Origin of the sequence: Amycolatopsis sp. NPDC048633 (assembly GCF_040650695.1) — a bacterium.
In the GTDB taxonomy this organism is placed as follows: Bacteria; Actinomycetota; Actinomycetes; order Mycobacteriales; family Pseudonocardiaceae; genus Amycolatopsis.
Map to the genome: position 1 here is coordinate 23,895 of NZ_JBEZHS010000012.1, position 26,652 is coordinate 50,546.

Annotated in this window: 29 protein-coding genes; 16 read left to right on the plus strand and 13 right to left on the minus strand. The window is 70.8% G+C overall.

Annotated features, from left to right (window positions below; translation table 11 throughout):
• Positions 1-2 precede the first annotated feature (2 nt).
• Entirely contained in the window at positions 3-1,058 is a 1,056-nt protein-coding gene (locus AB0C38_RS22195; protein WP_360676263.1) for an AraC family transcriptional regulator, read from the plus strand.
• Here the strand turns inward: AB0C38_RS22195 and AB0C38_RS22200 are convergent.
• Positions 979-1,650 (minus strand): helix-turn-helix domain-containing protein, encoded by a 672-nt coding sequence (locus tag AB0C38_RS22200; protein ID WP_360676266.1) that lies wholly within the window; start codon positions 1,648-1,650, stop codon positions 979-981. The genes AB0C38_RS22195 and AB0C38_RS22200 overlap by 80 nt on opposite strands.
• Before the next feature lie 195 nt (positions 1,651-1,845).
• Between AB0C38_RS22200 and AB0C38_RS22205 the strand changes: the two genes are divergently transcribed.
• Both AB0C38_RS22205 and AB0C38_RS22210 read left to right on the plus strand, forming a co-directional pair.
• A complete protein-coding gene (locus tag AB0C38_RS22205) occupies positions 1,846-2,157 on the plus strand; it encodes a hypothetical protein (protein ID WP_360676269.1) in 312 nt (103 codons plus the stop codon).
• 20 nt (positions 2,158-2,177) lie between these two features.
• A complete protein-coding gene (locus tag AB0C38_RS22210; RefSeq protein WP_360676272.1) occupies positions 2,178-3,353 on the plus strand; it encodes a hypothetical protein in 1,176 nt (391 codons plus the stop codon).
• Here AB0C38_RS22210 and AB0C38_RS22215 read toward each other — a convergent pair.
• From AB0C38_RS22215 to paaI, 3 genes are read right to left on the minus strand one after another with little or no spacing between them, the layout of a single operon-like run.
• A complete protein-coding gene (locus AB0C38_RS22215) occupies positions 3,342-3,941 on the minus strand; it encodes a TetR/AcrR family transcriptional regulator (RefSeq protein ID WP_360676275.1) in 600 nt (199 codons plus the stop codon). The two genes, AB0C38_RS22210 and AB0C38_RS22215, sit on opposite strands and share 12 nt — an antisense overlap.
• Positions 3,938-5,215, minus strand: a complete 1,278-nt coding sequence (gene paaK / locus AB0C38_RS22220; RefSeq protein WP_360676279.1) for a phenylacetate--CoA ligase PaaK — start codon at positions 5,213-5,215, stop codon at positions 3,938-3,940. Before paaK ends, AB0C38_RS22215 begins: the two co-directional genes overlap by 4 nt.
• Positions 5,212-5,628 (minus strand): hydroxyphenylacetyl-CoA thioesterase PaaI, encoded by a 417-nt coding sequence (gene paaI / locus AB0C38_RS22225; protein ID WP_360676282.1) that lies wholly within the window; start codon positions 5,626-5,628, stop codon positions 5,212-5,214. Before paaI ends, paaK begins: the two co-directional genes overlap by 4 nt.
• A gap of 169 nt (positions 5,629-5,797) precedes the next feature.
• Here paaI and paaZ point away from each other — a divergent pair, with 169 nt between their 5' ends.
• From paaZ to paaE, 6 genes are read left to right on the plus strand one after another with little or no spacing between them, the layout of a single operon-like run.
• Positions 5,798-7,825, plus strand: a complete 2,028-nt coding sequence (gene paaZ, locus AB0C38_RS22230; RefSeq protein WP_360676285.1) for a phenylacetic acid degradation bifunctional protein PaaZ — start codon at positions 5,798-5,800, stop codon at positions 7,823-7,825.
• Positions 7,822-8,757: a 1,2-phenylacetyl-CoA epoxidase subunit PaaA gene (gene paaA, locus AB0C38_RS22235; RefSeq protein ID WP_360676288.1), complete on the plus strand. Its 936-nt coding sequence runs from the start codon at positions 7,822-7,824 to the stop codon at positions 8,755-8,757. Before paaZ ends, paaA begins: the two co-directional genes overlap by 4 nt.
• 38 nt (positions 8,758-8,795) lie before the next feature.
• The gene (gene paaB, locus AB0C38_RS22240) at positions 8,796-9,110 is read left to right on the plus strand and encodes a 1,2-phenylacetyl-CoA epoxidase subunit PaaB (RefSeq protein ID WP_360676769.1); all 315 of its coding nucleotides are present in this window, start codon (positions 8,796-8,798) and stop codon (positions 9,108-9,110) included.
• Positions 9,107-9,964, plus strand: coding sequence for a 1,2-phenylacetyl-CoA epoxidase subunit PaaC (gene paaC / locus AB0C38_RS22245; protein ID WP_360676290.1), 858 nt, complete (start codon positions 9,107-9,109; stop codon positions 9,962-9,964). The genes paaB and paaC overlap by 4 nt, the downstream gene beginning before the upstream one ends.
• A complete protein-coding gene (gene paaD / locus AB0C38_RS22250; RefSeq protein ID WP_360676292.1) occupies positions 9,958-10,446 on the plus strand; it encodes a 1,2-phenylacetyl-CoA epoxidase subunit PaaD in 489 nt (162 codons plus the stop codon). The genes paaC and paaD overlap by 7 nt, the downstream gene beginning before the upstream one ends.
• A 1-nt stretch (position 10,447) precedes the next feature.
• Positions 10,448-11,497, plus strand: coding sequence for a 1,2-phenylacetyl-CoA epoxidase subunit PaaE (paaE, locus tag AB0C38_RS22255; RefSeq protein ID WP_360676295.1), 1,050 nt, complete (start codon positions 10,448-10,450; stop codon positions 11,495-11,497).
• On the opposite strand, the gene AB0C38_RS22260 is transcribed toward paaE, so the two are convergent.
• From AB0C38_RS22260 to ccrA, 4 genes are all read right to left on the minus strand, one after another.
• Positions 11,498-12,598 (minus strand): adenylate/guanylate cyclase domain-containing protein, encoded by a 1,101-nt coding sequence (locus AB0C38_RS22260; protein WP_360676298.1) that lies wholly within the window; start codon positions 12,596-12,598, stop codon positions 11,498-11,500.
• 4 nt (positions 12,599-12,602) lie between these two features.
• Positions 12,603-13,055 carry a universal stress protein gene (locus tag AB0C38_RS22265; RefSeq protein WP_360676301.1) on the minus strand — a complete coding sequence of 151 codons (453 nt, stop codon included), beginning with the start codon at positions 13,053-13,055 and terminating at the stop codon, positions 12,603-12,605.
• Between the two features lie 93 nt (positions 13,056-13,148).
• Positions 13,149-14,366, minus strand: a complete 1,218-nt coding sequence (locus tag AB0C38_RS22270) for a chromosome segregation protein (protein ID WP_360676304.1) — start codon at positions 14,364-14,366, stop codon at positions 13,149-13,151.
• A gap of 147 nt (positions 14,367-14,513) precedes the next feature.
• Positions 14,514-15,854, minus strand: a complete 1,341-nt coding sequence (ccrA, locus tag AB0C38_RS22275) for a crotonyl-CoA carboxylase/reductase (protein WP_360676306.1) — start codon at positions 15,852-15,854, stop codon at positions 14,514-14,516.
• A 205-nt stretch (positions 15,855-16,059) separates the two neighbouring features.
• Here ccrA and AB0C38_RS22280 point away from each other — a divergent pair, with 205 nt between their 5' ends.
• Together AB0C38_RS22280 and AB0C38_RS22285 are read left to right on the plus strand one after the other, a co-directional pair.
• Positions 16,060-16,428, plus strand: coding sequence for an SPW repeat protein (locus AB0C38_RS22280; protein ID WP_360676309.1), 369 nt, complete (start codon positions 16,060-16,062; stop codon positions 16,426-16,428).
• A gap of 28 nt (positions 16,429-16,456) precedes the next feature.
• Positions 16,457-17,029: a TetR/AcrR family transcriptional regulator gene (locus AB0C38_RS22285; protein ID WP_360676312.1), complete on the plus strand. Its 573-nt coding sequence runs from the start codon at positions 16,457-16,459 to the stop codon at positions 17,027-17,029.
• Positions 17,030-17,330: 301 nt separating this feature from the next.
• Here AB0C38_RS22285 and mce read toward each other — a convergent pair whose 3' ends face one another.
• Complete coding sequence (gene mce / locus AB0C38_RS22290) at positions 17,331-17,786, minus strand: methylmalonyl-CoA epimerase (RefSeq protein ID WP_360676315.1); 456 nt, start codon at positions 17,784-17,786, stop codon at positions 17,331-17,333.
• A 137-nt stretch (positions 17,787-17,923) separates the two neighbouring features.
• Here mce and AB0C38_RS22295 point away from each other — a divergent pair, with 137 nt between their 5' ends.
• Together AB0C38_RS22295 and meaB are read left to right on the plus strand one after the other, a co-directional pair.
• On the plus strand, positions 17,924-19,111 hold the full coding sequence (locus tag AB0C38_RS22295; protein ID WP_360676771.1) for an acetyl-CoA C-acetyltransferase: 1,188 nt from the start codon (positions 17,924-17,926) through the stop codon (positions 19,109-19,111).
• On the plus strand, positions 19,112-20,077 hold the full coding sequence (meaB, locus tag AB0C38_RS22300; RefSeq protein ID WP_360676318.1) for a methylmalonyl Co-A mutase-associated GTPase MeaB: 966 nt from the start codon (positions 19,112-19,114) through the stop codon (positions 20,075-20,077). It begins immediately after the preceding gene.
• 149 nt (positions 20,078-20,226) lie between these two features.
• Here meaB and AB0C38_RS22305 read toward each other — a convergent pair whose 3' ends face one another.
• Entirely contained in the window at positions 20,227-20,778 is a 552-nt protein-coding gene (locus tag AB0C38_RS22305; RefSeq protein ID WP_360676321.1) for a hypothetical protein, read from the minus strand.
• 196 nt (positions 20,779-20,974) lie between these two features.
• Between AB0C38_RS22305 and AB0C38_RS22310 the strand changes: the two genes are divergently transcribed.
• On the plus strand, positions 20,975-21,700 hold the full coding sequence (locus tag AB0C38_RS22310) for a peptidylprolyl isomerase (protein ID WP_360676324.1): 726 nt from the start codon (positions 20,975-20,977) through the stop codon (positions 21,698-21,700).
• 258 nt (positions 21,701-21,958) lie between these two features.
• On the opposite strand, the gene AB0C38_RS22315 is transcribed toward AB0C38_RS22310, so the two are convergent.
• On the minus strand, positions 21,959-23,341 hold the full coding sequence (locus tag AB0C38_RS22315; RefSeq protein ID WP_360676327.1) for a PLP-dependent aminotransferase family protein: 1,383 nt from the start codon (positions 23,339-23,341) through the stop codon (positions 21,959-21,961).
• Between the two features lie 45 nt (positions 23,342-23,386).
• Between AB0C38_RS22315 and AB0C38_RS22320 the strand changes: the two genes are divergently transcribed.
• Together AB0C38_RS22320 and AB0C38_RS22325 are read left to right on the plus strand one after the other, a co-directional pair.
• Positions 23,387-23,848 carry a carboxymuconolactone decarboxylase family protein gene (locus AB0C38_RS22320; RefSeq protein WP_360676330.1) on the plus strand — a complete coding sequence of 154 codons (462 nt, stop codon included), beginning with the start codon at positions 23,387-23,389 and terminating at the stop codon, positions 23,846-23,848.
• The gene (locus AB0C38_RS22325) at positions 23,845-24,582 is read left to right on the plus strand and encodes an isocitrate lyase/phosphoenolpyruvate mutase family protein (protein WP_360676332.1); all 738 of its coding nucleotides are present in this window, start codon (positions 23,845-23,847) and stop codon (positions 24,580-24,582) included. The genes AB0C38_RS22320 and AB0C38_RS22325 overlap by 4 nt, the downstream gene beginning before the upstream one ends.
• Before the next feature lie 57 nt (positions 24,583-24,639).
• Here AB0C38_RS22325 and AB0C38_RS22330 read toward each other — a convergent pair whose 3' ends face one another.
• Complete coding sequence (locus AB0C38_RS22330; RefSeq protein ID WP_360676334.1) at positions 24,640-26,247, minus strand: cation acetate symporter; 1,608 nt, start codon at positions 26,245-26,247, stop codon at positions 24,640-24,642.
• Positions 26,244-26,606, minus strand: coding sequence for a DUF485 domain-containing protein (locus AB0C38_RS22335; protein WP_360676337.1), 363 nt, complete (start codon positions 26,604-26,606; stop codon positions 26,244-26,246). Before AB0C38_RS22335 ends, AB0C38_RS22330 begins: the two co-directional genes overlap by 4 nt.
• Between the last annotated feature and the right edge of the window lie 46 nt (positions 26,607-26,652).

A 26,652-nucleotide genomic window follows, 5' to 3' on the forward strand; every position in this document is an offset into this window, starting at 1 on the left:
CCATGGCCGAGCTCGCCGCGCCCGCCGTCGGGGACTGGGACTTCCCGCGCGGCACCGCGAGTATCGAGCTGATGACCCGGTTCGCCGCCGACCGCGGCCTGCCCGCCGGGAAGCTGCTGGCCGCGACGACGCTCTCGCCGGAGCTCCTCGCCGACCCGTCGGTGCAGGTCGACGCCCGTCAGGAGCTGGCCGTCGTCCGCGCCCTGGCCGAGCTGGACGGCTCGGACGCGACGGCTCTGGAGCTCGGCCGCCGCTACTGCGTCACCACCTTCGGCATCTTCGGGTTCGCCTGCATCAGCAGTCCGACCCTGCGCGACGCGATGCTGTTCTCCCTGCGCTACTTCGACCTCAGCTTCGCCTTCTGCATCCCGTACGTCGAGCTGGAGGCCGGCCGCCTGACGCTGGAGCTCGACGACAGCCGCGTGCCGGCCGACGTCGCCCGCTTCCTGGTGCTGCGGGACCTGGCGGCGATCTTCTCGGTCATGCGCGACCTGCTGCCGGAGATCGTGCTGGAAGACCTGAGCTTCCGGCACGAGGCGTCCACAGTGGACGCCTACCGGACCGCGTTCGGGCTGGTGCCGCGGTTCGGTGCCGACGCCTGCCGCGCGACGCTGGACTCCGCGCTGCTGGCGCTGCCGCTGCCGCAGGCCAACGAGCAGACCGTCGCCCTGTGCGCCGCGCAGTGCGAAGCGCTCGTCGCGCGCAAACGCCGCCGTTCGGGCATCTCGCAGCAGGTCCGGGAGCGCCTGGTCCGGCTCGGCGGCGTCGACGCCGGGATGGACGAGATCGCCCGCCAGCTGACGCTCAGCACGCGCACGCTGCGGCGGCGCCTGAGCGAGTCCGGCACCAGCTACCGCGCGCTGGTCGACGAGGTCCGCCAGGCGCTGGCCGAGGAGCTGCTCGACACGGGTGTCCTGTCGGTCGAAGACGTCGCGTACCGGCTCGGGTACGCAGAGGCATCGAGCTTCATCTACGCGTTCAAGCGCTGGACCGGGATGACGCCGGCGGCGTTCGCCCGGCGCTTCCGGGCCGCTCGGCAAGCACCGCCGGGTAGGTGATCTTCAGCAGGTTGAGGAGCGAATCGGTGAGGAAGGTGCGCAGGGCCGCGCGGTCGAGCGTGCCGCGGATCAGCCACTCGCGCGACGCGGCCCGCAGCAGCCCGCCGAACGACCGGATCATCGCGCGCAGCTCCTCCCGGCCTTCGGTGACGCCGGTCATCAGCGCGGCTTCCAGGACGCGGTCGGCGGCGACTTCGTCGGCCTCCAGCATGATCCGCTCGATCTCGGGGTCGCGGCCCGCGGACTCGGGGCCGATCACGGTCAGCCAGGCGTCGCGGTTGCGGTCCACGACGTCGATCCACCGCCCGACACCGATCGCCAGCCGCTCTTCCATCGTCGTGTCCGGCAGCGCTTCGGTGACCGGCGCCGGCACGATCATCAGCTGCCGCACGACTTCCAGGTACAGCTCGCGCTTGCCGCCGAAGTAGTGGTTGATGAGCGGGCGCGCCACCCCGGCCGCCTCGGCGATGTCCGAAGTGGACACCGACGCGTAGCTGCCCGCGCCGAACAGGTGCCGGGCGGCGGCGAGGATCTCCGCGCGCCGTTCGGCCGGTTCGAGGCGGCGGCGCCGCGGCCGGGTCCCACTGGTCATCCGCTCAGCCTCGCCGGGGAGCGGCACGCTGTCAACAAGCAGTTGACTTCTCGTCAAGAGAGTGACTCCGGTGGCGGGCAACGGGTGTTTCGCGCCAACCTTTGTCGTTACGCAACCGGAACAACCGGCCGGTAACTTCCCGGCGCCCGGATGCGACGAGACGGCAGAGGCCAGCGACCGGGGGATAGGAACCAGATGACCGAGGAAGACGCGCCGATCCGGCCGGCCGGACGCTGGGTGAGCGTCCGCCTGCAGCATCGCCACGTCAGCTTCGACGACGGTTTCGAAGCGGACGAGCCCCTCCCCGACGGCGACTGCGCGGACGAGGAGTCCCTGTCGTACTCGGGAATAGTGATCACGGGCTACGACGAGGGCTCGAAAGTCTCCGAGCGCTGGATCCCCCTGGGCATCGACCCGTCCGAAGCGGACGACGAGCAGCTGATCGAGCAGCTGCGCGAAGCCCTTCTCTGGCAAGCGGAACGTCCGCCCCAGAAGGCCGACGACTGATGAGGCGCCGGGGAAGCCCTGTGCAGCCGTACCCCGTGCTCTCGAGCCGGGCCATCACGCTCTTCGTGATCGGGCTGATCGTCCTCGGTATCGGACTGGCTGTGCTCCTGCTGCTCCTTTTCGGCGACGGCAAGCACACCGACCAGCTCGACGCGGTCAAGACGGCGGGAACGATCGTCCTCGGCACCGGCGGCGCGGCCGCTCTCTGGCTGGCGGCCCGCCGCCAGCGGACCGGCGAGATAGCTCTGAACCAGAAGCACGTCGACCAGGAGGCGGCCGACCGGGCTTTCGAGTTCCAGCAGCGCATCGCGGAACAGAACCGGCTGCACCTGGAGCGCGTCGCCGCCGCCACCGAGCACGACGCGGCGGAACGTCGCTTGACCGACCTGTACGTGAAGGCGGTGGAGCAACTGGGTTCGGACAAGGCGGCCGTGAGGCAAGGCGGTTTGTACGCCCTCGAGCGCGTGGCTCAGGACAATGTCGCGCAACGCCAGACCATCGTCGAGGTGTTCTGCGCGTACCTCCGGGCACCTTTCGATGCGGTCCGCGTCGAACAGGTGCGAGGGGTGCCCTCTCGTGCGGTGAAACCGGGCGTCGCGCACCGGATGAGACCGAATCCCAGAGTGCAGCGGCCGGGAACCGAAGAATTCTTGGCCGAGCTCGAAGTGCGGCTCACCGCGCAACGGTTGTTGACGAAGCACCTCAAGAAGCCTGACGAGCCGTCTCCGGAGAGTTCAACCAGCCTGCGCTTCTGGCCGGACACGGACATCGACCTCCGGGGTGCCACGCTGGTCGGGTTCGACTTCAGAGGCTGTCACGTCGGAAGCGCCGACTTCGAACGGGCCACGTTCGTCGACACGGCCGTGTTCAGGGACGCGGTGTTCACCGGCACTTCCAGGTTCGTGCAAGCGCACTTCGATTCCGCCTTCTTCGACGCAGCAGCCTTCATTGGGCGAACATGGTTCTTCGGGTGCAGGTTTCGGCGCAATGCCTCCTTCGACCGCACCAGGTTCCTGGGTGGCGCGTCCTTTGCGCTGTGCCACTTCCAGGCCGGCACGAAGTTCGCCCAGGCGGAATTCAAGGACCAGTCGTTCTTCACCGATGCGAAAATCCCCGAGGGGGCGGACTTCACCGGGGTCGATCCGACCCACATTGAAGGTGCCGAAGCGTTCCTACCCGGCGGTTCAGCGTCCTGATCCGGTGCGCAGGCCTTCGAAAGCCACCTTGCACACCGCGTCCGCCACCTCGGTCGCCGACGAGCCGCGCCGCGGTTTGTACCACTCGATCAGCGAGTTCACCATGCCGAAGATCAGCCGGGCGGTCACCGCCGGGTCGACGTCCGGGCGGATGTCGCCCTCGGCTTCCGCCTGCTTCACCAGATCCGTCACCAGGCGGTCGAACTCGCGCCGCCGCAGCAAAGCCGCTCGCTCCACCTTCGTGTTGCCGCGCACGCGCAGCAGCAGCGTCACGAACGGCAGCCGGTCGGCGAGCACCAGCACGCTGCCGCGCACCAGGTGCTCCAGCCGGTCGATCGCGCGCCCGTCCAGTTCGGTCGTCTCCGCCGCGACGGCGAACAGCCCGTCCAGCGCCCGGTCGACCGACAGCCGCAGCAGCTCCTCCTTGCTGGGCACGTGGTGGTAGATCGCCGACTTCGTGATGCCGAGCTTGCGGGAGAGGTCCTCCATGCTCGTGCCGTCGTAGCCGCGCTCGTTGAAGAGCTTCACCGCTACCTGCAGCAGCGATTCGAGGTCGTAGCCGGGACGTCCGCGCCGGGGCGCCGTCACGACGTCTCCCGCTGGTCGATGATCCGCCGCATCTTGCCCATGGACCGCTCCAGGGTGTCCGGTTCGACGACGTCCACCGACACCGTCACCCCGACGCCGTCCTTGACCCCCGCGACCAGCGAGGTGACAGCCTGCGAGCGGTCGGCCTCGGTGGCGTCGTGCCGCGCCTCGACCAGCACGGTCAGGTGGTCGAGCCGCCCGCGCGTGGACCGGACGAGCTGGAAGTGCGGGCTCAGCCCGGCGGTGCGCAGCACGATCTCCTCGATCTGTGTCGGGAAGACGTTGACCCCGCGCAGGATGATCAGGTCGTCGGTGCGGCCGGTGACCTTGTCCATCCGCCGGAACGCCGGGCGCGCGGTCCCCGGGTTCAACGCCGTCAGGTCGCGGGTGCGGTAGCGGATGATCGGCAGCGCCTGCTTGGTCAGCGACGTGAACACCAGCTCGCCGGTCTCGCCGCCGCCCAGGACGTGCTCGTCGAAGGGGTCGATCACCTCGGGGAAGAAGTGGTCCTCCCAGATGTGCAGGCCGTCCTTCGTCTCGACGCACTCCTGCGCGACGCCCGGGCCCATCACCTCGGACAGCCCGTAGATGTCGACGGCGTCGATCGCGAACCGCTCCTCGATCTCGGCGCGCATCTGCTCGGTCCACGGCTCGGCGCCGAAGATGCCCACCTTCAGGGAACTCGCCCGCGGGTCGACGCCCTGGCGCTCGAACTCGTCGAGCAGCGTCAGCATGTACGACGGCGTCACCATGATGACCTCGGGCCGGAAGTCGGTGATCAGCTGCACCTGCCGCGCCGTCATCCCGCCGGACGCCGGGATCACCGTGCAGCCCAGCTTCTCCGCGCCGTAGTGCGCGCCCAGCCCGCCGGTGAACAGGCCGTACCCGTACGCCACGTGGACCTTGTGGCCCGGACGGCCGCCCGCCGCGTGGATCGACCGGGCCATCACCGTCGCCCAGGTGTCGATGTCCTGCTCGGTGTACCCGACGACGGTGGCCTTGCCGGTGGTGCCGCTGGAGGCGTGGATGCGCCGCACCTGGTCCTGCGGCACGGCGAACATCCCGAAGGGGTAGTTCTCCCGCAGGTCCTGCTTGGTCGTGAACGGGAACTTGGCGAGGTCGGAGAGTTCCTTGCAGTCGTCCGGGTGGACGCCGGCCTCGTCGAACTTCTTCGTGTACGCGGGCACGTTCGTGTACGCGTGCCGGAGCGTCCACTGCAGACGTTCGAGCTGCAGCGCGGCCAGCTCGTCGGCGGAGATGTTCGCCTCGATCATGCTTCTTCCCGTTTCGCGGAGAGGACGCGGCTGCGGCCGCGGAATTCGGCGACGACCTCGGGCCCGTCGGGGGTCTCCCGGTGCACCGTGACGTCGTAGATGCCGTTGCGGCCGTAGCGAGTGCGCTCGGTGGCCGTGGCGACGAGGTGGTCCCCGAGCCGGCCGGCCGCGACGAAGGAGATTTCAGCGCCCGCGGCGACCGTCACCGGGCCGTGCGTGTTGCAGGCGCACGCGAAGGCGGTGTCGGCGAGCAGGAAGACGTACCCGCCGTGCGCGATGTCGTGGCCGTTGACCATCTCGCGCGTGATCGTCATGGTCGCCACGGCGCGGCCGTCTCCGGCTTCCACCAGCTCGATGCCCAGCGCGCGCGAGGCCTCGTCGGCGGCGAACATGGTGTGCGCGGCGTTGGTCATTCGTCCTCCGTGCCTGACTTACCGAATGGACGGTCACCTGGGGGTGCCGCTCAGTAAAGGCAGTGGCCCCCGCCGGTGTCAAGCGCCGCCCCTTCCGATCTCGGGGCCCGGCGGCTACCATGCAAATAACTGAACGTCCGGTAGGTAATTCGGTGGAGGTCGGGACCTGATGGCAGTGCTGCGCAGCTACGTCTCCGGGGAGTGGCACACGGCGGACGACGGCGTCCCGCTGCACGACGCGGCCACGGGCGAGGAGGTCGCCCGGATCTCGTCGGCGGGCGTCGACTTCGCGGGTGCGCTGGAGTACGGCCGCCGGGTCGGTGGCCCGGCGCTGCGCGAGCTGACGTTCCACCAGCGTGCGGCGTTGCTGAAGGCGCTGGCCTCGCACCTGCGTGAGCACCGCGAGGAGCTGTACGCACTCTCCGCGCGCACGGGCGCCACGCTGGGTGACTCGAAGTTCGACATCGACGGCGGCATCGGCGTCCTCTTCAGCTACGGCTCGAAGGGCAAGCGCGAGCTGCCGAACGACACCGTCTACGTCGAGGGCAACGTCGAGCCGCTGAGCAAGGGCGGCACGTTCGTAGCGCAGCACATCGCGACCCCGCTGCGGGGCGTCGCGGTGCAGATCAACGCGTTCAACTTCCCGGTGTGGGGGCCGCTGGAGAAGTTCGCCCCCGCGTTCCTCGCCGGCGTCCCGAGCCTGGTCAAGCCGGCGAGCTCGACGGCGTACCTGACCGCGCGGCTGGTCGAGCTGATCATCGGGTCCGGGATCCTGCCGGAGGGCTCGCTGCAGTTCGTCGCGGGCAGCGTCGGCGACCTCCTCGACCACGTGACCGCGCAGGACCTGGTGTCCTTCACCGGCTCGGCGTCGACCGCCCAGAAGCTGCGGGCGCACCCGGCGATCATCCGCAACGCCGTCCGGTTCAACGCCGAGGCCGACTCGCTGAACTGCTCGATCCTCGGCCCGGACGCGGTCAAGGGCACCACCGAGTTCGACCTGTTCGTCAAGCAGCTGACCTCCGAGATGACGGTCAAGGCGGGCCAGAAGTGCACCGCCATCCGCCGCGCGTTCGTCCCGGCTTCGCTGCTGGACGACGTCGCTTCCGCCGCGTCCGAGCGGCTCGCGAAGGTCACCGTCGGCAACCCCACCGCCGAGGGCGTCCGGATGGGCGCGCTGGCCAGCCTGGAGCAGCGCGAGGAGGTCCGGCGGTCGCTGAAGGCGCTGCTGGACGCCGGCAGCGTCGTGTTCGGCGACCCGGAGAAGGTCGAGGTCGTCGACGCGGACGCCGAGCGTGGCGCGTTCATCTCCCCGGTGCTGCTGAAGGCGGACCCGGAGCGGTCGGAGCCGCACGAGGTCGAGGCGTTCGGCCCGGTCTCGACGCTGATGCCCTACACGTCCACCGAGCAGGTCATCGACTTCGCGGCACGCGGTGGCGGCAGCCTCGCCGGATCCGTGGTCTCCGCCGACAGGGAGTTCGTGCGCGACGTCGTCCTCGGCGCGGCACCGTTCCACGGCCGCCTGCTGGTGCTGGACGCCGACGACGCGAAGGAGTCGACCGGCCACGGCTCGCCGATGCCGCAGCTCGTCCACGGCGGCCCCGGTCGCGCGGGCGGCGGCGAGGAGATGGGCGGCATCCGCGGCGTGCTGCACCACATGCAGCGCACGGCGGTCCAGGGCTCGCCGGCCGTGCTTTCGTCCGTGACCGGCCGCTGGGTGACCGGCGCGCCGCGCACCGAAGGCGACGTCCACCCGTTCCGGAAATCCCTGGCCGAGCTTCGCATCGGTGACTCGGTCGTCGCCGGGCCGCGGACCGTCAGCCAGGAAGACGTCGACCACTTCGCCGAGTTCACCGGCGACACGTTCTACGCCCACACCGACCCCGCGGCCGCGGCCGCGAACCCGCTGTTCGGCGGGATCGTCGCGCACGGCTACCTGGTCGTCTCGTTCGCGGCCGGGTTGTTCGTCTCGCCCGAGCCCGGCCCGGTCCTGGCCAACTACGGCCTGGAGAACCTGCGGTTCCTCACCCCGGTCAAGGTCGGCGACTCGCTGACGGTGACGCTCACCGCCAAGCAGATCACCCCGCGGATCGACCAGGAGTACGGCGAGGTCCGCTGGGACGCCGACGTCACCAACGCCGACGGCGAGTCCGTCGCCAAGTACGACGTCCTGACGCTCGTGTCGAAGGAGCAGCCGTGACCGCCACCGTCTCGCTCGAGGAGCACTTCGAGCACACCATCGAGCGCGACCAGCGGATCGAGCCGCGCGACTGGGTGCCCGAGGGTTACCGCAAGACGATGATCCGGCAGATCGCGCAGCACGCGCACTCGGAGATCATCGGCATGCAGCCCGAGGGCAACTGGATCACGCGCGCGCCGTCGCTGCGGCGCAAGGCGATCCTGCTGGCCAAGGTCCAGGACGAAGCCGGCCACGGCCTCTACCTGTACTCCGCGGCGGCGACGCTGGGCGCCGACCGCGCGGACCTCACCGACAAGCTGATCACGGGCAAGCAGAAGTACTCGTCGATCTTCAACTACCCGACGCTCACCTTCGCCGACGTCGGCGTGATCGGCTGGCTGGTCGACGGCGCGGCGATCTGCAACCAGGTGCCTCTGTGCCGCTCGTCCTACGGGCCGTACGCGCGGGCGATGATTCGGATCTGCAAGGAAGAGTCCTTCCACCAGCGGCAAGGTTTCGAGCTGCTGATGACGATGATGCGCGGGACTGCGCAGCAGCGCGAAATGGTCCAGGAGGCCGTCAACCGCTGGTGGTGGCCGTCGCTGATGATGTTCGGCCCGCCGGACGCCGACTCGCCGAACACCGCGCAGTCGATGGCGTGGAAGGTCAAGCGCCACACCAACGACGAGCTGCGCCAGCGCTTCGTCGACATGTCGGTGCCGCAGGCCGCCGCGCTGGGCGTCACGTTCCCGGACCCTTCGTTGAAGTGGAATTCGGAACGTGAGCACTACGACTTCGGTGCGGTGGACTGGGACGAGTTCAAGAACGTGTTGAAGGGCAACGGTCCGTGCAACGCTTCGCGCGTCGCCCACCGGCGTCGCGCGCACGACGACGGCGCGTGGGTCCGCGAGGCCGCCGTGGCGCACGCGGCCAAGAAGGAGGAGCGGAAGTGAGTGACCTGACTGCCGAAGGCGGCCACGGGGCCGTCCCGCTGGAGGGCGTTCCCGCCGCTCCCGGCCCGGTCAAGCACGACTGGCCGCTGTACGAGGTGTTCGTCCGCGGCAAGCGCGGGCTGAACCACGTGCACGTCGGGTCGCTGCACGCGGCCGACGACCAGATGGCGCTGCACCACGCGCGTGACCTCTACACCCGCCGCAACGAAGGCGTGTCGATCTGGGTCGTGCGGGCTTCGGACATCACCGCGTCGTCGCCGGACGAGAAGGACCCGTTCTTCGCGCCGAGCGGCGACAAGGTCTATCGGCACCCGACGTTCTACGAAATCCCCGAGGAGGTGCCGCACATATGAGTTTCGACAACGTCTACGAGTCGCTGACCGAGGAGAACGACGCCCGCTGGGCGTTCGGCACCGGTTTCGAGGACCCGCTGTCCGGTGTGGACACTTCCGTTCCATCCGGTGTGGACGGTGCGGCCCTCGCCGCCTACTGCCTCATGCTCGGCGACGACGCGCTGATCTTCTCCCACCGGCTGCAGGAGTGGTGCACGAACGCGCCCGAGCTGGAGGACGAGGTCGCGATCGCGAACATCGGCCTCGACCTGCTCGGCCAGGCGCGGCTGCTGCTCGCGCGCGCCGGCAAGGCCGACGGTTCGTCGCGTTCGGAAGACTCGTTCGCGTTCGAGCGCATGGAGAACGAGTTCCGCAACGTCCGGCTCGCGGAGCTGGGCGGCGGGCACTTCGGGCACCTGATCGCGCGGCTGTTCGTGTTCTCGACGTGGCGGCTGGCTTTGTTGCAGCGGCTGGTGTCGTCGGTCGACCCGGTGCTGGCCGCCATCGCGGACAAGGGCGTCAAGGAAGTGACCTACCACCGCGACTACGCGGCGCAGTGGCTGGTCCGCCTGGGCGACGGCACGCCGTTGTCGCACGAGCGGATGCAGGAAGGGCTCGACGCGGTGTGGCCGTACGTCGGGGAGCTGTTCCGCACGCACCCGCTGGAGCTGCTGGACGCGGCCACGCTGCGGCCGGAGTTCGATCTTGTCGTGGAGCAGGCGCTTTCCGCGGCGACGCTGGTCTTGCCTGCCGCCGGTGAGCTGGCCGGCGTCTCGGGCCGGACGGGCCGCGACGGCGTCCACACCGAGCAGATGGGGTTCCTGGTGGCGGAGCTGCAGAGCGTGGCCCGGGCGATGCCGGACGCGAAATGGTGACCGCCGAGGCTGTCGCCGCGACGGTCACCGACCCCGAGCTGCCGATGCTGACGCTGGCTGACCTGGGCGTGCTGCGCTCGGTGTCCGAATCGGACGGTCGCGTCGTCGTGGCGATCACGCCGACGTACACGGGCTGCCCGGCGATGGACACGATGCGCGACGACCTGGAGCACGCGCTGGTTTCGGCGGGCTTCGCGGACGTCGAGATCCGAACGCAGCTGTCGCCGGCCTGGTCGTCGGACTGGATTTCGGCCATGGGGCGCCAGAAGCTGGCCTCGGCCGGCATCGCCCCGCCGGGCGCGGCACCGCGGCGGGCGGGGCCGATCCCGCTGACGCTGTCGGCGCCGGTGTCGGTGGTTCGCTGTCCGTTGTGCGGGTCGGCGGACACGGAGGAGCAGTCCCGCTTCGGCGCGACGGCGTGCAAGGCGCTGCGGCGCTGCCGTGCGTGTGCCGAGCCGTTCGAGCACGTCAAGGAGCTCTGAGGTGGCGTTTCATCCCCTGAAGGTCGCGGGCGTCACGCGGTTGTGCGACGACGCGGTCGCCGTGACGTTCGACGTGCCGACTGCTTTGTCCTCCGAATTCGCCTTCAAACCGGGCCAGTCGTTGACGCTGCGCCGTTCGGTCGAGGGCCGCGACGAGCGCCGGTCGTACTCGATCTGCGCGGCGGCGGGCACGGCGCCCCGGGTGGGCGTCCGGCTGGTCCCGGACGGCTTGTTCTCGTCCTGGCTGGTGAACGACGTCCGCGCGGGCGACACGATCGAGGTGGCCACGCCCACCGGGTCGTTCACCCCGGACCTGGCGGAAGGCGGCCACCACGTCCTGATCGCGGCCGGCTCGGGCATCACCCCGGTGCTGTCGATCGTGTCGTCGCTGCTGGCGACGCCGGACGCGACGGTGACGGTGCTGTACGGAAACCGCCGCACGGACACGGTGATGTTCGCGGACGAGCTGGCGGATCTGAAGGACCGGGCGCCATCACGGCTGGAGCTGATCCACGTGCTGTCGCGCGAGCCGCGCGAGGCGGAGCTGTTCACAGGGCGCCTGGATGTGCCGAAGCTGCGTACGCTGTTCTCTTCCCTGGTCCCGGTGTCCTCTGTGGACCATTGGTGGCTGTGCGGCCCGTTCGAGATGGTGACGGGCGCGCAGGAGCTGCTGGCGTCCCTGGAGGTACCGCGCGCGCGGATCCACCAGGAGCTGTTCTACGTCGACACCCCACCTGCGCCGGTGGAGCATCTCGATCCGACGGTGGCGGGGGAGTCTTCGGAAGTCCGTGTGGTCCTGGACGGCCGTTCTTCGTCCATGACGCTGCCCCGGTCGTCCTCGGTCCTGGATGGCGCCCAGCGTTTCCGCCCGGACCTGCCGTTCGCGTGCAAGGGCGGGGTGTGCGGCACGTGCCGGGCGCGCGTCACAGAGGGCGAGGTCGATCTGCGGCGGAACTTCGCGCTGGAAGAGGCGGAGGTCGAGGCGGGTTTCGTGCTGACGTGCCAGTCCTACCCGGTCTCGGAGACGATCACGGTCGACTTCGACGCCTGATCAGCGGACACGCCCTCGCCGCCGGCGGCGAGGGCGTGACTCGGTCTCGTTCTCGGCAGCCGGATCCGTGAGACCCAGCATCTCCGCCGCCAGTGCCTGCGAACTCGCGAACATCCCCGTCGGCGCCTCGCCGGCTCGCCGCAGCGCCGCCGGGCGGAGGCGGTTGTACCCGCGGACCGTCACCGGCCGGCGCGGCCGCAGCTCGTACGCCTTCTCCCCCGAAAGCTCCGAAGCCAGCTCCCGGTCCACCAGGATCGTGCCCGGGCGGGCCACCGACGTCAGGCGGGCCGCCAGGTTGACCACCGATCCGTACACGTCGCCGAAGCGCGACAGGATCCGGCCCGACGCCATTCCCGCGCGGACCGCCGGCAGGCTCTCGTCCGCCGACGTGCGTTCCGTCAGCGCCAGGGCGATCTCCGCCGCGTCGACCGCCGCGTCCGCGACGAACAGGACCTCGTCGCCGATCATCTTCACCACGCGGCCGTGGTGCTCGGCGATCGTCTCCGCCGCGAGCAGCTCGAACGCGTCGAGCACCCGGCTCAGCTCTTCTTCGTCGATCTGGCGCGTCAGGCGCGTGTAGCCGACCATGTCGACGAACCCGACCACCTGGGTGCGCGCCTCCAGGCTCTCGTCCGGCGCCGCGAACGCCCGGCCGGCGTACGCCGCCAGGTGCCGGCGCCAGACGAAGTTCTGCACCCGCTCGAGCTCCGGCAGCAGCCGGTCGACCAGGCGCGCCACCTGGCGCTCGCTGCGGCCCAGCTCCGGCTGCTCCTTGATCAGCTCGAACAGCATGTCGACCTGCCACTCGGCCAGCCGCGACAGGTGCTGGCCGAGCGCGCGGGTCACCGACACCTCGATGGTCGGGTCGATCAGCCCCGACTGGACCAGCTGGTCCGCCGTCCGCATCGCCTCGACGTCCGCGTCGGTGAAGACGACCTCGTCGTCGCGGACCGTCGCGAACCCCAGCGCGCGCCAGAGCCGGCGTGACCGTTCTTCGGGCACGCCGGCTTTCTCGGCCACTTCGAGCCGCGTGTACTTCCGCCTGCCGCCGAGCAGGACGCGTTCGAGCCGCTGCTGGAGCTCTTCGCTCGAATCGGTCACGCGCTCAGGTCGTGTGGACGATCAGCACGTCCACGCCGGACTTGCGCGCGACCTCCGCCGGCACCGAGCCCAGGATCCGGCCGGCGATCGTGTTCAGCCCGCGGTTGCCGACCACCAGCAGGTCGGCCTCGCGCTCGTGCACGACCTTGCGCAGCGAGTCGACCGGGTCGCCCTTGACCGCGACCGTGTCGATCTTCTCCGCGCCGGCCCGCACCGCGCGGTCCCGCGCCGACTGCAGGGTGTCCTCGGCCGGCGCCGAGCCGACGACCTGGTACGCCTCGTCGCCGAGGACGTCCTGGGCCTTGTCGACGTCGGTCTTGCTGGCCGGGTAGAACGCGCACGTGATGACGAGCGTCGCCCCGGCGTCGCCGGCCACCGCCGCCGCGCGGTCCACCGCCGCGAACGAGGACTCCGAGCCGTCCGTGCCCACCACCACGGTCCGATATGCCGCACCCATGCGCAAAACCTCCAGGTGATCCCGCGTGAGCTGGGACGATAACCGGTCGGCAGCGACCGCGCAGGCTCGTCCGCGCCCTTGTCGGGTGGAAGGTTACTCGCCAGTCGCTTTCTGCGCTCCGCTTGGCCGCGGACTGGGCTTCGGAGCCGGCTTGGGCGCTTGCTTGGGTGCCTGCTTGGGGGTCGGCTGCGGCTTCGGGACGTCGGACGCCTTGATCCGGATGGTCTCCTCGACGTCGCCCACCGGCTTCGTCTTGCCGTTGTCCTCGGCCTTCAGGTCCTCGGCCTTGAGGTCGGTCGTGACGTCCGCGGGCACCTTGACCTCGTCGCCGAGGACGGTGTGGGCCTCGGCCAGCACCGCGCGCGCCGCGCGGACCTGCTCGGCCAGCCCGCCGCGCACCTTGCGCAGGCTGTCGACGCGCTCGTTGGCCTGGGTGATCCGCCGGTTCGACTCCTCGGTCGCCGTCGTCACGCGGCGCCGCGCCTCGTCGGCGGCCTCCGCGAGCCGGGCGTTCGCCTCGTTGAGCGAATCCTGACGGCGCTTGTTCGCGTCCGCGACCGACTCCCGCTGACGGCGGTCGATCTCGGCCTTCGTGGTCTTTTCCTCTTCGAGGATCTTCGCGCGGATGTCGGCGGCGTCCTGCGTCGCTTCCTGGACGCGGCGGGCGGCCTCGGCCTTGCTCGCCGCCTCCTGCTCGGCCAGCACGCGCATCGCCTCGGTGCGGCGCGAGGCCATCGCGATCTCGAAGTCCTCTTCGACCTTGGTCCGGCGGTCCGACGACTCGGTGTCGAGCCGCGTGCGCTCCGCCTCGGCCTTGTCGGTGATCTCCTTGGCCTGCGCGCGGGCGTCCTCGAGCACCTTGCGGTGCTCCGCCTCCATCTCCTTGCGGCGCAGGTCGAGCTCGGTGAGCAGCTGCTCGTAGCGGGCGCGCATGGCGCTCGCGTCCGTCTCGGCCTTGGCCCGGATGTGCCCGGCCTCGGCTTCGGCGCGGGCGCGCGTGTCGGCGGACTCGTCCTGTGCGAGGCGCAGCATCCGCTGCAGCCGCTCGGACAGGCCTTCGACGCTCGTCGGCGGCTGGGCCAGCCGGTCGACCTGCCCGCGCAGGTCCGCGATCTCGCCGCGCGCGATCTCCAGCTGGCGAGCCAGGTCGCCGGCCTGCGCGATGGCGGCGTCCCGATCCGCGGTGAGCATCTTCAGGTCGGCGTCCAGCCGTTCGAGGTGCTCGTCGACCTGTGCTCGGCTGTACCCGCGCTTCGCCACGTCGAAGCCGGCTCCCAGCGGCACAAGCTCCCGTTCATCGCCAAGGCTCATGCGCCTACCGTAGTCGCAGCCCGGTCACCAAAGGGTGAGCACCCGGGGCCTGCGCCGAAAGTGGCGTCTGATGCGGCGAAAGGATCTTGCCGGATCGGGCCGGATCCGGGCGGTTCCCGACACCCGGATCCGGCCTGGTCGTCGCGGCTAGGCGCCGCGGAACGCGTTGATCCCCTCGAGGTGCTTCGCGCGCTTCTCCTCGTCCCGGACGCCGAGCCCTTCCTGCGGCGCGAGCGCGAGCACGCCGACCTTGCCCTGGTGCGCGTTGCGGTGGACGTCCAGCGCGGCCTGCCCGGTCTCCTCGAGCGAGTACGTCTTCGACAGCGTCGGGTGGATGAGGCCCTTCGCGATCAGCCGGTTCGCCTCCCAGGACTCGCGGTAGTTCGCGAAGTGGGAGCCGATGATCCGCTTCAGGTTCATCCACAGGTAGCGGTTGTCGTACTGGTGCATGTAACCCGAGGTCGACGCGCAGGTGACGATCGTGCCGCCCTTGCGCGCGGCGTAGACCGAGGCACCGAACGTCTCCCGGCCCGGGTGCTCGAACACGATGTCCGGGTCCTCGCCGCCGGTCAGCTCGCGGATCTTCGCGCCGAGGCGCTGCCACTCCTTCGGGTCCTGCTCGGTGTCGCTCTTCCAGAACTTGTAGGCCTCGGCGCTGCGGTCGATGATCAGCTCGGCGCCGAGCTTGCGGCAGATCGCGGCCTTCTCCGGGCTGGACACGACGCACACCGGGATGGCCCCGCCGTTCAGCGCGTACTGCGTCGCGTAGGAGCCGAGGCCGCCCGAAGCGCCCCAGATCAGGACGACGTCACCCTGCTTCATGTCGGCGCCGTTGCGCGAGACCAGCTGCCGGTAGGCGGTGGAGTTGACCAGCCCGGGGGAGGCGGCCTCCTCCCAGGTGAGGTGGTCCGGCTTCGGCATCAGCTGGTTCGACTTGACCAGCGCGACTTCGGCGAGGCCGCCGAAGTTCGTCTCGAAGCCCCAGATCCGCTGCTCGGTGTCGAGCATCGTGTCGTTGTGCCCGTCCGGGCTCTCCAGCTCGACGTTCAGGCAGTGCGCGACGACCTCGTCGCCCGGCTTCCAGTTGTGCACGCCGACACCGGTGCGCAGCACGACGCCGGACAGGTCGGACCCGACGACGTGGTAGGGCAGGTCGTGCCGCTTGGCCAGCGGCGAGAGCTTCCCGTACTTCTTCAGGAACTTGAACGTGGGGATCGGCTCGAAGATCGACGTCCACACGGTGTTGTAGTTGATGGCGCTCGCCATCACCGCGACCAGCGCCTCGCCCGGGCCGAGCTCGGGGACGGGGACGTCGTCGACGTGCAGCGACTTGCGCGGGTCCTTGTCCCGGCTCTCGAGGCCCTCGAACATGTCGACCTCGTCGGCGTGCACGGTCACCCCGCGGTAGCTCTCGGGCACGGGCAACGAGCCGACCTCGGCGGACTCGCCGTTCAGGATGGCTTGCTGGATCTCGCCGAGCTGCGTCATCGGTTCCTCCGCGGAGATGGGGGTCAACGGCGTTGGCGGCAGAAATTACTCGCCGGTAACTCGCGCACACAACTGTACGAGACGGACAGCACGATTACACGTCGAACTGTGACCGATCAGTCTTGACCGGCTGGCCAGTCAAGCGGACCATCGGCAGTGGGAACACCCACCCGACCAGCAGTTTCACCGACGGAGGTGAGCACGAATGAGTGAAGTCTCTACGCGCGCATGGGCCCGGCCCCATGATTGGGCCGAGGTCGTCATCGGGGTCGTCGCCGCTCTTTCACCCCTTTGGCTGAGCACGGACTCGACCGCGATGTGGACGATGGTCGTCCTGGGCGCGTTGATCGCACTCGACGGCCTGGTGTCGCTGGCGATGCCGGGCATGGTCTACGGCGAAGGCATCCAGATCGCGCTCGGCGTGCTGTTCTTCATCGCGCCGTGGGTGCTGGCGTACACCGAGTTCAACGGCGCTTCCTGGACGTCCTGGATCGCCGGGGTGCTGACGGTCATCGCCGGCGCGGCAGCGATGCCGGTCGCGAGCGCCGCGCACCGCACGGCAGGTCAGCACTGACGGTTTCGGCGAACCAGGAGGCACCCGGATGACCGAGGATTCGGCGAAGGAGCGCATTCTCTGCGCCGCCGAGGCGCTCTTCGCCGAGTCCGGCTTCGACGCCACCCCGACCTCCCGCATCGCGGAGCGGGCCGGGGTGCCGAAGGGGCTGGTGCACTACTACTTCCGGCACAAGGCGGACCTGCTCACGGCGCTCGTCGAGCGCCTGCCCGACGAGCGCATCGAGCCGGCCGTGGTCGTCGTCCCGGGCGACCTCGTGGGCAGCCTGCGGCGGCTCGTCCGCGAACTCGACCACCGCTTCAGCCGGTCGCTCGGGCTCTCGCACCTGCTCTGGCGCGAGGCCGACACCCACCACGTCGTCCGCGACGCCCTCCACGAGCGCTTCCAGGTCCTGGTGCGCCAGGTCCACGCGGTGATCCTGGCGGCAACGGGCGGCGGCGTGCCCGCGGCCGACGTCGACCGCGCATCGGGCCTGCTGGCCCGCGCGGTCAGCCACCGGCACGCCACGGCCCGCCACTCCGACGACGACCTGCCCGCCGAGTTCGACGGCGAGCTGACGTTCATCGCCGACGCCCTCGTCTCGAAGACGCCGCCGGCTTAGCCGGGGCCGGGGCCGTGCGCCCGCGGCTCCGGCCCGGACGTGCTCCCCGACGCGTCGGGGAGCAGCCGGACTCGGCATGACCAGGGCGCGATGGTGCCGCCCGCGGGCAGGCGGCGGCTCGCCGCCGAACTCGCCGCCGCCACCGCTGACCGCGCACCCTCCGCCCTGCGGCTGAACCGCGCACCCTCCGCTCCGCGGCTGACCCGCGTACCCGCCGCCCTTCTCGGCCTGAGGCCGCGCCCTCTTGTCATGAGCGTGCAGGTTCCTCGCGCCGGAGTTGTTGCGCCGGAACGGGTCCGCGTCAGTGCGCCGCGCCGTCCTCGGCCGGCTCCACCAGCTCCACCAGGACGCCGCCCGCGTCCTTCGGGTGGATGAAGTTCACCCGGCTGTTCGACGTTCCGCGCTTCGCCGCCTCGTACAGCAGGCGCAGGCCCTGCTCGCGCAGTGCCGCCGACGCCGCGTCCACATCGGACACGCGGTACGCCAGCTGCTGCAGCCCCGGGCCGCTCTTGGCCAGGAACTTGCCGATCGCCGAGTCGTCGCGCAGCGGGGCCAACAGCTGGATCTGGGTCTCCGTGCCCGCCGTGCCGGGTGCGCGCAGCATCGCCTCCCGCACTCCCTGCTCCTCGTTCACCTCCTCGTGCGCCACTTCGAGGCCGAAGTGCGCGCGGTGGAACTCGATGGCCGCGTCCAGGTCCGGGACCGCGATGCCGACGTGGTCGATGGCCGTCACGAACGGCCGCAGGGCGTCATTCATGGGGGCAGGATAGGCGGCGCCCGCCCGGCGTTCCCCCAGAATCGTCGCGTGCCCCGCCTCACACTGGCTCCATCAAGAAGCCCGCCCTCCGGGTATGGTCGGAAAAACTGCCCATGCGCCGAAGCTTGGAGGACGCCGTGTCCGGTTCCGTGATCCTGGGTGCCGCCCGTACACCGATCGGGCGCTTGCTCGGATCCCTCAAGGACTTCACGGGGGCACAGCTGGGCGGGGTCGCGATCAAGGCGGCCCTCGAACGCGCCGGGGTCGCCCCGGACGCGGTGCAGTACACGATCATGGGCCAGGTGCTGACCGCCGGCGCCGGCCAGATCCCGGCTCGCCAGGCCGCGGTCGCCGCGGGCATCCCGATGAGCGTGCCCGCCCTGACGATCAACAAGGTCTGCCTCTCCGGCCTCGACGCCATCGCGCTCGCCGACCAGCTGATCCGCGCCGGCGAGTTCGACATCGTCGTCGCCGGCGGCCAGGAGTCGATGACCCAGGCGCCGCACCTGCTGCCCAAGTCCCGCTCCGGCTTCAAGTACGGCGACACCACGCTCGTCGACCACATGGCCTACGACGGGCTCTTCTGCGCCTTCGACCAGGTCGCCATGGGCGCCTCGACGGAGAAGTACAACTCCCGCTACGGCGTCACCCGCGAGCAGCAGGACGCGTTCTCCGCCCGCTCGCACCAGCGCGCGGCCGAGGCGATCAAGAACGGCTACTTCGCCGACGAGATCGCGCCGGTCTCCATCCCGCAGCGCAAGGGTGACCCGGTGGTTTTCGACACCGACGAGGGCGTCCGCGCCGACACCACCGCCGAAGGCCTCGCCAAGCTGCGCCCCGCCTTCGCCTCCGACGGCACCATCACCGCGGGCTCGGCCTCGCAGATCTCCGACGGTGCTGCCGCGGTCGTCGTGGCCAGCAAGGCGAAGGCCGAGGAGCTGGGCCTCACGGCGATCGCCGAGATCGGCGCGCACGGTGTGGTCGCCGGGCCGGACGCCAGCCTGCACGAGCAGCCGTCGAACGCCATCCTCGCCGCGCTGGCGAAGGCGAACCTCGGCGTCGACGCGCTCGACCTCGTCGAGATCAACGAGGCCTTCGCCGCGGTCGGGCTCGTGTCCACCGAGAAGCTCGGCCTCGACCCGGAGAAGGTCAACGTCAACGGCGGTGCCATCGCCCTCGGCCACCCGATCGGCGCCTCCGGGGCCCGGCTCGCCGTGCACCTGATCCACGAGCTGACCCGTCGCGGTGGCGGGCTCGGCGCGGCCGCGCTGTGCGGTGGCGGCGGCCAGGGCGACGCCCTCCTGCTGCGGGTGCCGTCCGCGTAAGTGGCCGGCGCACTCGACCTCGACGACCTGGTCGGCCGCGCGCGGGACGGGCAGCCCCGTGCCGTCGCGCGGCTGCTGTCGCTCGTCGAGGACGCCCACCCCCGCGTCGCCGAGATCGCCCGGGCGCTGACCCCGCACACCGGGCGGGCCCGGGTCGTCGGGCTCACCGGGCCACCCGGCGTCGGCAAGTCGACTTCGACGTCGGCGCTGCTCACCGCGTTGCGCGCGGAAGGCAAGCGGGTCGGGGTGCTCGCGATCGACCCGTCTTCGCCGTTTTCGGGCGGCGCGCTGCTCGGCGACCGGATCCGGATGACCGAGCACGCCACCGACCCCGGCGTGTTCATCCGTTCGATGGCCACGCGCGGGCACCTCGGCGGGCTGTCGTGGGCGACCCCACAGGCGGTGCGCGTGCTCGACGCCGCCGGCTTCGACGTGGTGCTGATCGAGACCGTCGGCGTCGGACAGTCCGAAGTGGACGTCGTGAAGCTGGCCGACACCACGGTGGTGCTGCTCGCGCCGGGGATGGGCGACGGCATCCAGGCCGCGAAGGCCGGGGTGCTGGAGATCGCCGACGTCTTCGTCGTGAACAAGGCCGACCGCGAGGGCGCGGACGCGACGGTGCACGACCTCAAGCAGATGATCTCGCTGGTGCGCCGCGAGATCCGGGGCGCGAGCTGGCGCCAGCCGATCGTGCGGACGGTCGCGGCGAAGGGCGAGGGCGTCGACGAGGTCGTGCGGGCGCTGGCCGCGCACCACGACTGGCTGGTGGAACACGACGAGCTGGCCCGGCGCCGGGTCGCGCGGGCGCGTGACGAGGTCGAGGCCATCGCCGTGCGCCGGTTGCGGGCCGAGCTCGCGGACTTGCGGGGCGGGGGACGGCTCGCCGGGGTGGCCGAGCGCGTGGTGGCTCGGGAGATCGATCCGTTCGCCGCCGCCGACGAGCTGATCGCGGACCTGCGGAGCTGAGGAACAGCCGGCGGTGAGCCGGGACGCGACGCGCGGAACCAGGCCGCGGCCGATGGTGAGTCGGTTGCGGATTCCGGCGATACGGCCATTGGCGAGCCAGGCGCGTACCCGGTCGCCGAGTACGTCCCGGATCCGGGCGAGTGCCGAAGTCACAGCGTCCACGGCCACTCCCCGGCGAGGTGCGCGCGCAGCAAGGCCGCGTGGGACAACGGTTTCGCCAGGTCCTCGACGGCGCCGTTGGTCGTGTAGTCCAGCAGGACGATGTCGCGCTCGGCGCTCGTTTCGCGGAGCTCGGTGACCAGGTCGGCCAGCCTGTTCTCCAGCACCCAGCGGTAGGACGGCAGGTATATCCGTCTTCGGGCCTGCTCGTACGCCAGCAGTTCGGTGCCCGCCACGCCGGCGCGGTGGCCGACCACTTCGCCGTACTTGCGGACCGTGCGCTTCAGCCCCTTCATCGACTTGACTTTCAGCTTCTCCTCGTCGATTCCCGTGCCGCGAAAGACTTTCAGCGCTTGCCAGATCCCCTCGACCGACGCGCTCTCCACCCCCGGTGAGTACGGCACCGGGATGCCGCCGTGCGGGTAGAACGGGCTGAACCGCACCCACGGCTCTGGCCCGCGCGACGTCACGTCCACGACCACCGCCTCCGGATACCTTGCCGCCACAGCGTTTCTCCTGCGGTTGACCACGTGCACCGTCATGTCTCCCCCTTCGCCGGGCGGCGTTCTGCCGCGTGATGGCCATCGTGCTCCGGGGGTCCGACAATTTCCGGGGCTCGGGCGCCGAGGTTCACCCGACCGGCTGACATGGGCGACTTTCGCCGGTTCTTGTCGTCGGTGCCGGGCCCTAGACTGCGGGGCGCTCCGGAACCGGGCGATCACTGGGAGGGCGTGCAGGATGAAGAAGACACTCGTCACGGCGCTGGCGGCAGGCGCGTTGTTCGTGGCCGGCAACGGCGTCGCCACCGCGGCCGACGCGCCACCGCCGAAGACGACGCACGGGCCGTGCCAGTACACCGAGACCCCGGACGAACCGCCCGCGCGGCCGGTTCCGCTGCCGCCCGACCCGCGGCACACGCCGAGCCACGGCAAGGTCGACGTCGCCGTCCCGACCAGCCAGGGCGCGCTGCCGCTGCGGCTCGATCGCGCGAAGGCGCCGTGCACCGTGCAGAGCTTCCTGCACCTGGCGAACCACCGGTTCTACGACCACACGGTGTGCCACCGGCTGACCACTTACCCGACGTTGAAGGTCCTGCAGTGCGGCGACCCGAGCGCGACCGGCGAGGGCGGGCCGGGCTACAAGTACAAGGACGAGCTGCCGGTCGACCTGCCGCCGTCGCCGACCGACCCGACCGGCGCGCGCAAGGTCTACGCGCGCGGGTTGCTGGCGATGGCGAACGCGGGGCCGGACACGAACGGCTCGCAGTTCTTCGTCGTCTACGGCGATTCCGCGCTGCGGCCGGACTACACGGTGTTCGGCACGGTCGGCACCGAAGGGCTGAAGACCCTGGATCGCGTGGCCGCCGGCGGGATCGAGCCGACCGCGGACGACCCGGCGCCGGTCGACGGGACGCCGTCGCTGCGGACCGAACTCCTCCGCGTCCGGCCCGGCTGCTGGTTCTGACAGCGACCGCGGGCCACCTCCCGGCTCGGAGGTGGCCCGCTCGGGCATCACGTGTGATTGGGAGGTCGACTCGCGTGATTGAAGGGTCGACTCGCGTACCCAGGCGATCGGCTCGCGTGCTTGGAGGGTCGGTTTGTGTGGGTGGGGGCGGGACTTGCGTGGTTGGGGGCGGGACTTGCGTGACTGGGGGCGGGACTTGCGTGACTGGGGGCGGGACTTGCGTGATTCGAGCCGGATCTCGGGTGGCCGGGGGCAAGATCAAGCGGTGATTTCCCAGAGGGCTTCCACCAGAGTCTGGGTTGCGCCGGCGAACGCGTGTTTCGGGGTCGCTGCGTAGCCGACTATCAGGCCTCCCGGGCGGTCCGGGGTCATCCAGTAGCCGTCCAGGCCCTCGATGCCGAGCGCGCGGCGGCGGCAGGCCGCCAGGGCCGTGGCCTCCGACGGGCCGTCCGGCGGGAGGATCAGCAGCAGGTGCAGGCCGGCCGCGATGCCCTGCGGCCGCACCGAGTCCGGCAGCGCCGCCAGCAGCCGGGCGCGGCGGGAGCGGTACTCGGCGCGGCTGCGGCGGACGTGCCGGTCGTACGCGCCCGAGTCGATCAGCTCGGCCAGGGCCAGCTGGTTCAGCACCGCCGGCCGCGAGCCGCTGCCGGCCATCGCCGCGCGGACCGGCTCCACCAGCGTCCGTGGCAGCACCAGCCACGCCAGCCGCAGGGCCGGCGCCAGGGTCTTGCTCGCCGTCCCCGCGTACACCACCCGCTCCGGCGCCAGCGCCTGCAGCGCCCCGACCTGCTGGCGGTCGAAGCGGAACTCGCCGTCGTAGTCGTCCTCCAGCACGAACGCCCCCGACTCGGTCGCCCAGCGGGCCAGGGCCGCCCGCCGGGGCGGGGCCAGCGTGACGCCGGTGGGGTACTGGTGCGCCGCCGTCACGACCACCGCCGGACTGTCCAAAGCGGACACGTCGAGGCCGTGCTCGTCGACCGGGACGCCGACGACCCGCTGGCCCTGGGCCGCCGCGATCGAGCGGTACATCTCCAGGGACGGGTCCTCGAACGCCATTTCGCCGCTGCCCAGGTCGGCAAGGGCCCGGGACAGCACGGCGATGGCGTGCGAATACCCGTGGCACACGACGATCCGCGCCGGGTCGGCGACCACCCCGCGGGCCCGGGCGAGGTAGCCGGCGAGGGTGTCCCGCAGCTCGGGTGTGCCCAGCGCCGACTCGTAGCCGAACGCCGCCGCCGGCGTCCGCAGCAAGGCCCGCCGGGTCGCGGTGATCCACGCCTGGCGGGGGAACGCCGTCAGGTCCGGGCGGCCCGGCCGCAGGTCCCAGCGCGGCGCCGGGTCGCGGGGTGCCTGCCGCGGCGCGGACTGGGGGAGCGAGCCCGCCGTCGCCACGCGGGTCGGCGCGCCCTGGGCCGTGCGCAGGTACCCCTCGGCGGCCAGGTCGGCGTACACCCGCGTGACCGTGCCGCGGGCGACGCCCAGGTCGTGGGCCAGGGAACGGGTCGAAGGCACCGCCGCGCCCGCCTGCCACCGGCCCTCGCGGATGGCCTCGCGGATCGCCGCCGCGAGGCCGTTCCGGCCCGTCGACGGCTGCCAGCCGAGGTGGACGTCGATCCCGGAACTGGACCACGAATCTGCCATGTCACTGGACCATACCGGTGGACCAGTGCGGGCTAGCGTGGACACATGACGAAGCGAATCAGTCTCGGGCGCGCGCCCGAGATCTACCAGGCGATGGCGAACCTGCAGGCCGAGGTGAACAAGGCCGCCGCGAACGCGGGCGTCGACCCCAAGCTGATCGAACTGGTGCGGATGCGGGCCTCCCAGCTCAACGGCTGCGCGTTCTGCCTCGACATGCACAGCCGCGACGCTCTCGAGCAGGGCGTGTCGGCCCGCCGGCTGTTCGTGCTCGACGGCTGGCGCGAGACCGACCTGTTCACCGAAGAGGAAGAGGCCGCCCTCACCCTCACCGAGGCGATGACCAAGCTGTCGGCGACCCAGAGCGTGCCCGACGACGTCTACGAGCGGGCGACGAAGGTGCTGACCGAGGACCAGTACCGCGCGGTCGCGTGGGAGGTCATCGCGATCAACAGCTGGAACCGCGTGGCCGTCACCAGCCACAGCCCGCTCCCGAAGCGCGACGCGTGACCGCCGCCGCGCTCAAGGCGCTGCACGTGCCCGGCAAGCCGCTGGTGCTGCCGAACGTGTGGGACGCCGACACCGCCCGGCTCGTCGAGGCCGCCGGGTTCCCGGTCGTGGCGACCAGCTCGGTCGCCGTGGCTTCCGCGCTCGGCTTCCCCGACGGCGAAGAGGCCCCCGTCGAGGAGATGTTCGCCGCGGCGAAGCGCATCGCGAATGCGGTGGGCATCCCCGTGACCGTCGACGCCGAGTCGGGCTACGGCCTGTCCGGCGCCGAGCTGGCGGGGCGGCTGCTCGACGCCGGGGCCGTCGGCTGCAACTTCGAGGACACCGACCACGCCACGGGCGGGGTGCGGCCGGTCGCCGAGCAGGCGGAGCGCATCGCCGCCCTGCGCGAGGCGGCGGGTGACGGACTGGTGATCAACGCCCGCGTCGACTCCTTCCGCGGTGTCGACCCGAAGGACCACCTCGCCGACGGCGTCGCCCGGGCGAAGGCCTACCTCGAGGCGGGCGCCGACTGCGTCTACCCGATCCACCTGCGCACGCCCGAGGTGATCGCGGAGTTCGTGCCGGGCGTCGGCGGCGCCGTCAACGTGCCGGCGTGGCCGGGCAGCCCCGGCCTCGCCGGGCTCGCCGAGCTGGGGGTCGCCCGGATCTCCCTGGGCGGCGGGTTGTGGCAGTACGTCCGCAAGCAGTTCGAAGCGGTCGTCGCGGGCGTCGCCGCGGGGAAGCTGCCCTACTGAATGGCCGAAGGCCGCCGCGAGGGTGACTCGCGACGGCCTTCGGTGTCTCGGGGGCCGTCAGTGCGAGACGGCCTTCTCCGCGCCCGCGCCGGTCAGGGAACGGACCTCCATCTCGGCGTACTTCTTCGCGTTGTGCTCCTTGGACAGGACCGTGCCCAGCCAGCCCAGGAAGAACGCGGCCGGGATCGAGACGAGGCCGGGGTTGCTCAGCGGGAACCAGGCGAAGTCCACGGTCTTGATCATCGACGTGCTCTTGCCGGACACCGCCGGCGAGAACACGATCAGCACGATCGTGATGGCCAGGCCGCCGTAGATCGACCACAGCGCGCCCTGGGTGTTGAATCGCTTCCAGAACAGCGAGTAGAGGATCGTCGGCAGGTTCGCCGACGCCGCCACCGCGAACGCGAGCGCCACGAGGAACGCGACGTTCTGCCCGTTGGCCAGGATGCCGCCGCCGATCGCGAGGGCGCCGATCACCACCGCGGTGATCCGGGCGACCTTCACCTCCGAGTCCGGCGACGTCTTGCCCCGCTTGACGACGTTCGCGTAGACGTCGTGCGCGAAGGACGCGGACGCCGTGATCGTCAGGCCGGCGACCACCGCGAGGATCGTCGCGAACGCGACCGCGGAGATCAGGCCCAGCAGCACCGGACCGCCCAGCTCGAGCGCGAGCAGCGGGGCCGCGGAGTTGACCCCGCCCGGCGCCTTCTTGATCACGTCGGGTCCGACGAGCGCACCGGCGCCGTAGCCGAGGACCAGCGTGAACAGGTAGAACACGCCGATCAGCACGATCGCCCAGACCACCGAGCGGCGCGCGTCGCGAGCCGTCGGCACCGTGTAGAAGCGCATCAGCACGTGCGGCAGGCCCGCGGTGCCCAGCACCAGCGCGATGCCGAGGGAGAAGAAGTCCAGCTTGGACGTCCCGGTGGCGCCGTATTGCTTGCCCGGGCCGAGCAGCGTCTCCCCGGCCTTGCCCGCCTTGTCGACGGCGGCCTGCAGCAGGCTGGAGAAGTTGAAGTTGTACTTGCCGAGCACCCACAGGGTGATCACGAGCGCGCCGACGATCAGCAGCGCGGCCTTGATGATCTGCACCCAGGTGGTGCCCTTCATGCCGCCGATCAGGACGTAGGCGATCATGATGATGCCGACCACGGCGATCACCAGGGCCTGCGCGCCACCGCCTTCGACGCCGAGCAGCAGTGCGACGAGACCACCGGCGCCGGCCATCTGCGCCAGCAGGTAGAAGAACGACACGATCAGCGTCGACGTCGCGGCCGCGGCCCGCACCGGCCGCTGCTTCATGCGGAACGCGAGGACGTCGCCCATCGTGAACTTGCCGGTGTTGCGCAGCAGTTCCGCGACCAGCAGCAGCGCGACGAGCCACGCGACGAGGAAGCCGATGGAGTAGAGGAAGCCGTCGTAGCCGTTGATGGCGATCGCGCCCGCGATGCCGAGGAACGACGCCGCCGACAGGTAGTCACCCGAGATCGCGATGCCGTTCTGGGGACCGGTGAACGCGCGACCGGCGGCGTAGTAGTCCGACGCCGTCTTCGTGTTGCGGCTGGCCCGGAACACGATCACCAGCGTGATGACCACGAAGGCGGCGAAGATGAGGATGTTGAGGAGCGGGTTGCTGCCTTCCACACCCGCGGCGATGTTCGTCATGCCTGCTCCTTCGCGGATTCGCCTTCGATGTCCTCACGGATCTTCTCGGCGATCGGGTCCAGCTTCCGGTTCGCGTACCGGACGTAGAGGCCGGTGATCACGAACGTCGAGACGAACTGCAGCAGGCCGAAGATCAGGCCGATGTTGATGTTGCCGAACACCTTCGTGCTCATGAAGCCGTGCGCGTAGTCCGCGAGGAGCACGTAGAGCAGGTACCAGAGGAGGAAAACCGCCGTCATCGGGAAGACGAACTGGCGCAGACGGCTGCGCAGCTCGCGGAACTCGGTGCTTTCGTGCGCTCGTTCCCAGATGGTCTCTGACGTGTCCGGGGGCCCGCCGCCGGTGTCCGTCGTGCTCATCGCTGCTCCCTGCGACGTTGCGGAAAGTGACGTGCGACACCGTAGG

Excerpts from the sequence above, each read along its gene's own strand:
- paaD (WP_360676292.1), top strand. The coding sequence starts at position 9,958 with ATGGTGACCGCCGAGGCTGTCGCCGCGACGGTCACCGACCCCGAGCTG.
- AB0C38_RS22305 (WP_360676321.1), bottom strand. The coding sequence starts at position 20,778 with ATGACGGTGCACGTGGTCAACCGCAGGAGAAACGCTGTGGCGGCAAGG.
- AB0C38_RS22315 (WP_360676327.1), bottom strand. The coding sequence starts at position 23,341 with ATGGCAGATTCGTGGTCCAGTTCCGGGATCGACGTCCACCTCGGCTGG.
- mce (WP_360676315.1), bottom strand. The coding sequence starts at position 17,786 with ATGAATGACGCCCTGCGGCCGTTCGTGACGGCCATCGACCACGTCGGC.
- ccrA (WP_360676306.1), bottom strand. The coding sequence starts at position 15,854 with ATGACGCAGCTCGGCGAGATCCAGCAAGCCATCCTGAACGGCGAGTCC.
- AB0C38_RS22195 (WP_360676263.1), top strand. The coding sequence starts at position 3 with ATGGCCGAGCTCGCCGCGCCCGCCGTCGGGGACTGGGACTTCCCGCGC.
- AB0C38_RS22285 (WP_360676312.1), top strand. The coding sequence starts at position 16,457 with ATGACCGAGGATTCGGCGAAGGAGCGCATTCTCTGCGCCGCCGAGGCG.
- AB0C38_RS22335 (WP_360676337.1), bottom strand. The coding sequence starts at position 26,606 with ATGAGCACGACGGACACCGGCGGCGGGCCCCCGGACACGTCAGAGACC.
- AB0C38_RS22280 (WP_360676309.1), top strand. The coding sequence starts at position 16,060 with ATGAGTGAAGTCTCTACGCGCGCATGGGCCCGGCCCCATGATTGGGCC.
- paaK (WP_360676279.1), bottom strand. The coding sequence starts at position 5,215 with ATGATCGAGGCGAACATCTCCGCCGACGAGCTGGCCGCGCTGCAGCTC.
- AB0C38_RS22265 (WP_360676301.1), bottom strand. The coding sequence starts at position 13,055 with ATGGGTGCGGCATATCGGACCGTGGTGGTGGGCACGGACGGCTCGGAG.
- paaZ (WP_360676285.1), top strand. The coding sequence starts at position 5,798 with ATGGCAGTGCTGCGCAGCTACGTCTCCGGGGAGTGGCACACGGCGGAC.
- AB0C38_RS22320 (WP_360676330.1), top strand. The coding sequence starts at position 23,387 with ATGACGAAGCGAATCAGTCTCGGGCGCGCGCCCGAGATCTACCAGGCG.
- AB0C38_RS22310 (WP_360676324.1), top strand. The coding sequence starts at position 20,975 with ATGAAGAAGACACTCGTCACGGCGCTGGCGGCAGGCGCGTTGTTCGTG.
- AB0C38_RS22205 (WP_360676269.1), top strand. The coding sequence starts at position 1,846 with ATGACCGAGGAAGACGCGCCGATCCGGCCGGCCGGACGCTGGGTGAGC.
- paaC (WP_360676290.1), top strand. The coding sequence starts at position 9,107 with ATGAGTTTCGACAACGTCTACGAGTCGCTGACCGAGGAGAACGACGCC.
- AB0C38_RS22330 (WP_360676334.1), bottom strand. The coding sequence starts at position 26,247 with ATGACGAACATCGCCGCGGGTGTGGAAGGCAGCAACCCGCTCCTCAAC.
- paaI (WP_360676282.1), bottom strand. The coding sequence starts at position 5,628 with ATGACCAACGCCGCGCACACCATGTTCGCCGCCGACGAGGCCTCGCGC.
- AB0C38_RS22270 (WP_360676304.1), bottom strand. The coding sequence starts at position 14,366 with ATGAGCCTTGGCGATGAACGGGAGCTTGTGCCGCTGGGAGCCGGCTTC.
- AB0C38_RS22200 (WP_360676266.1), bottom strand. The coding sequence starts at position 1,650 with ATGACCAGTGGGACCCGGCCGCGGCGCCGCCGCCTCGAACCGGCCGAA.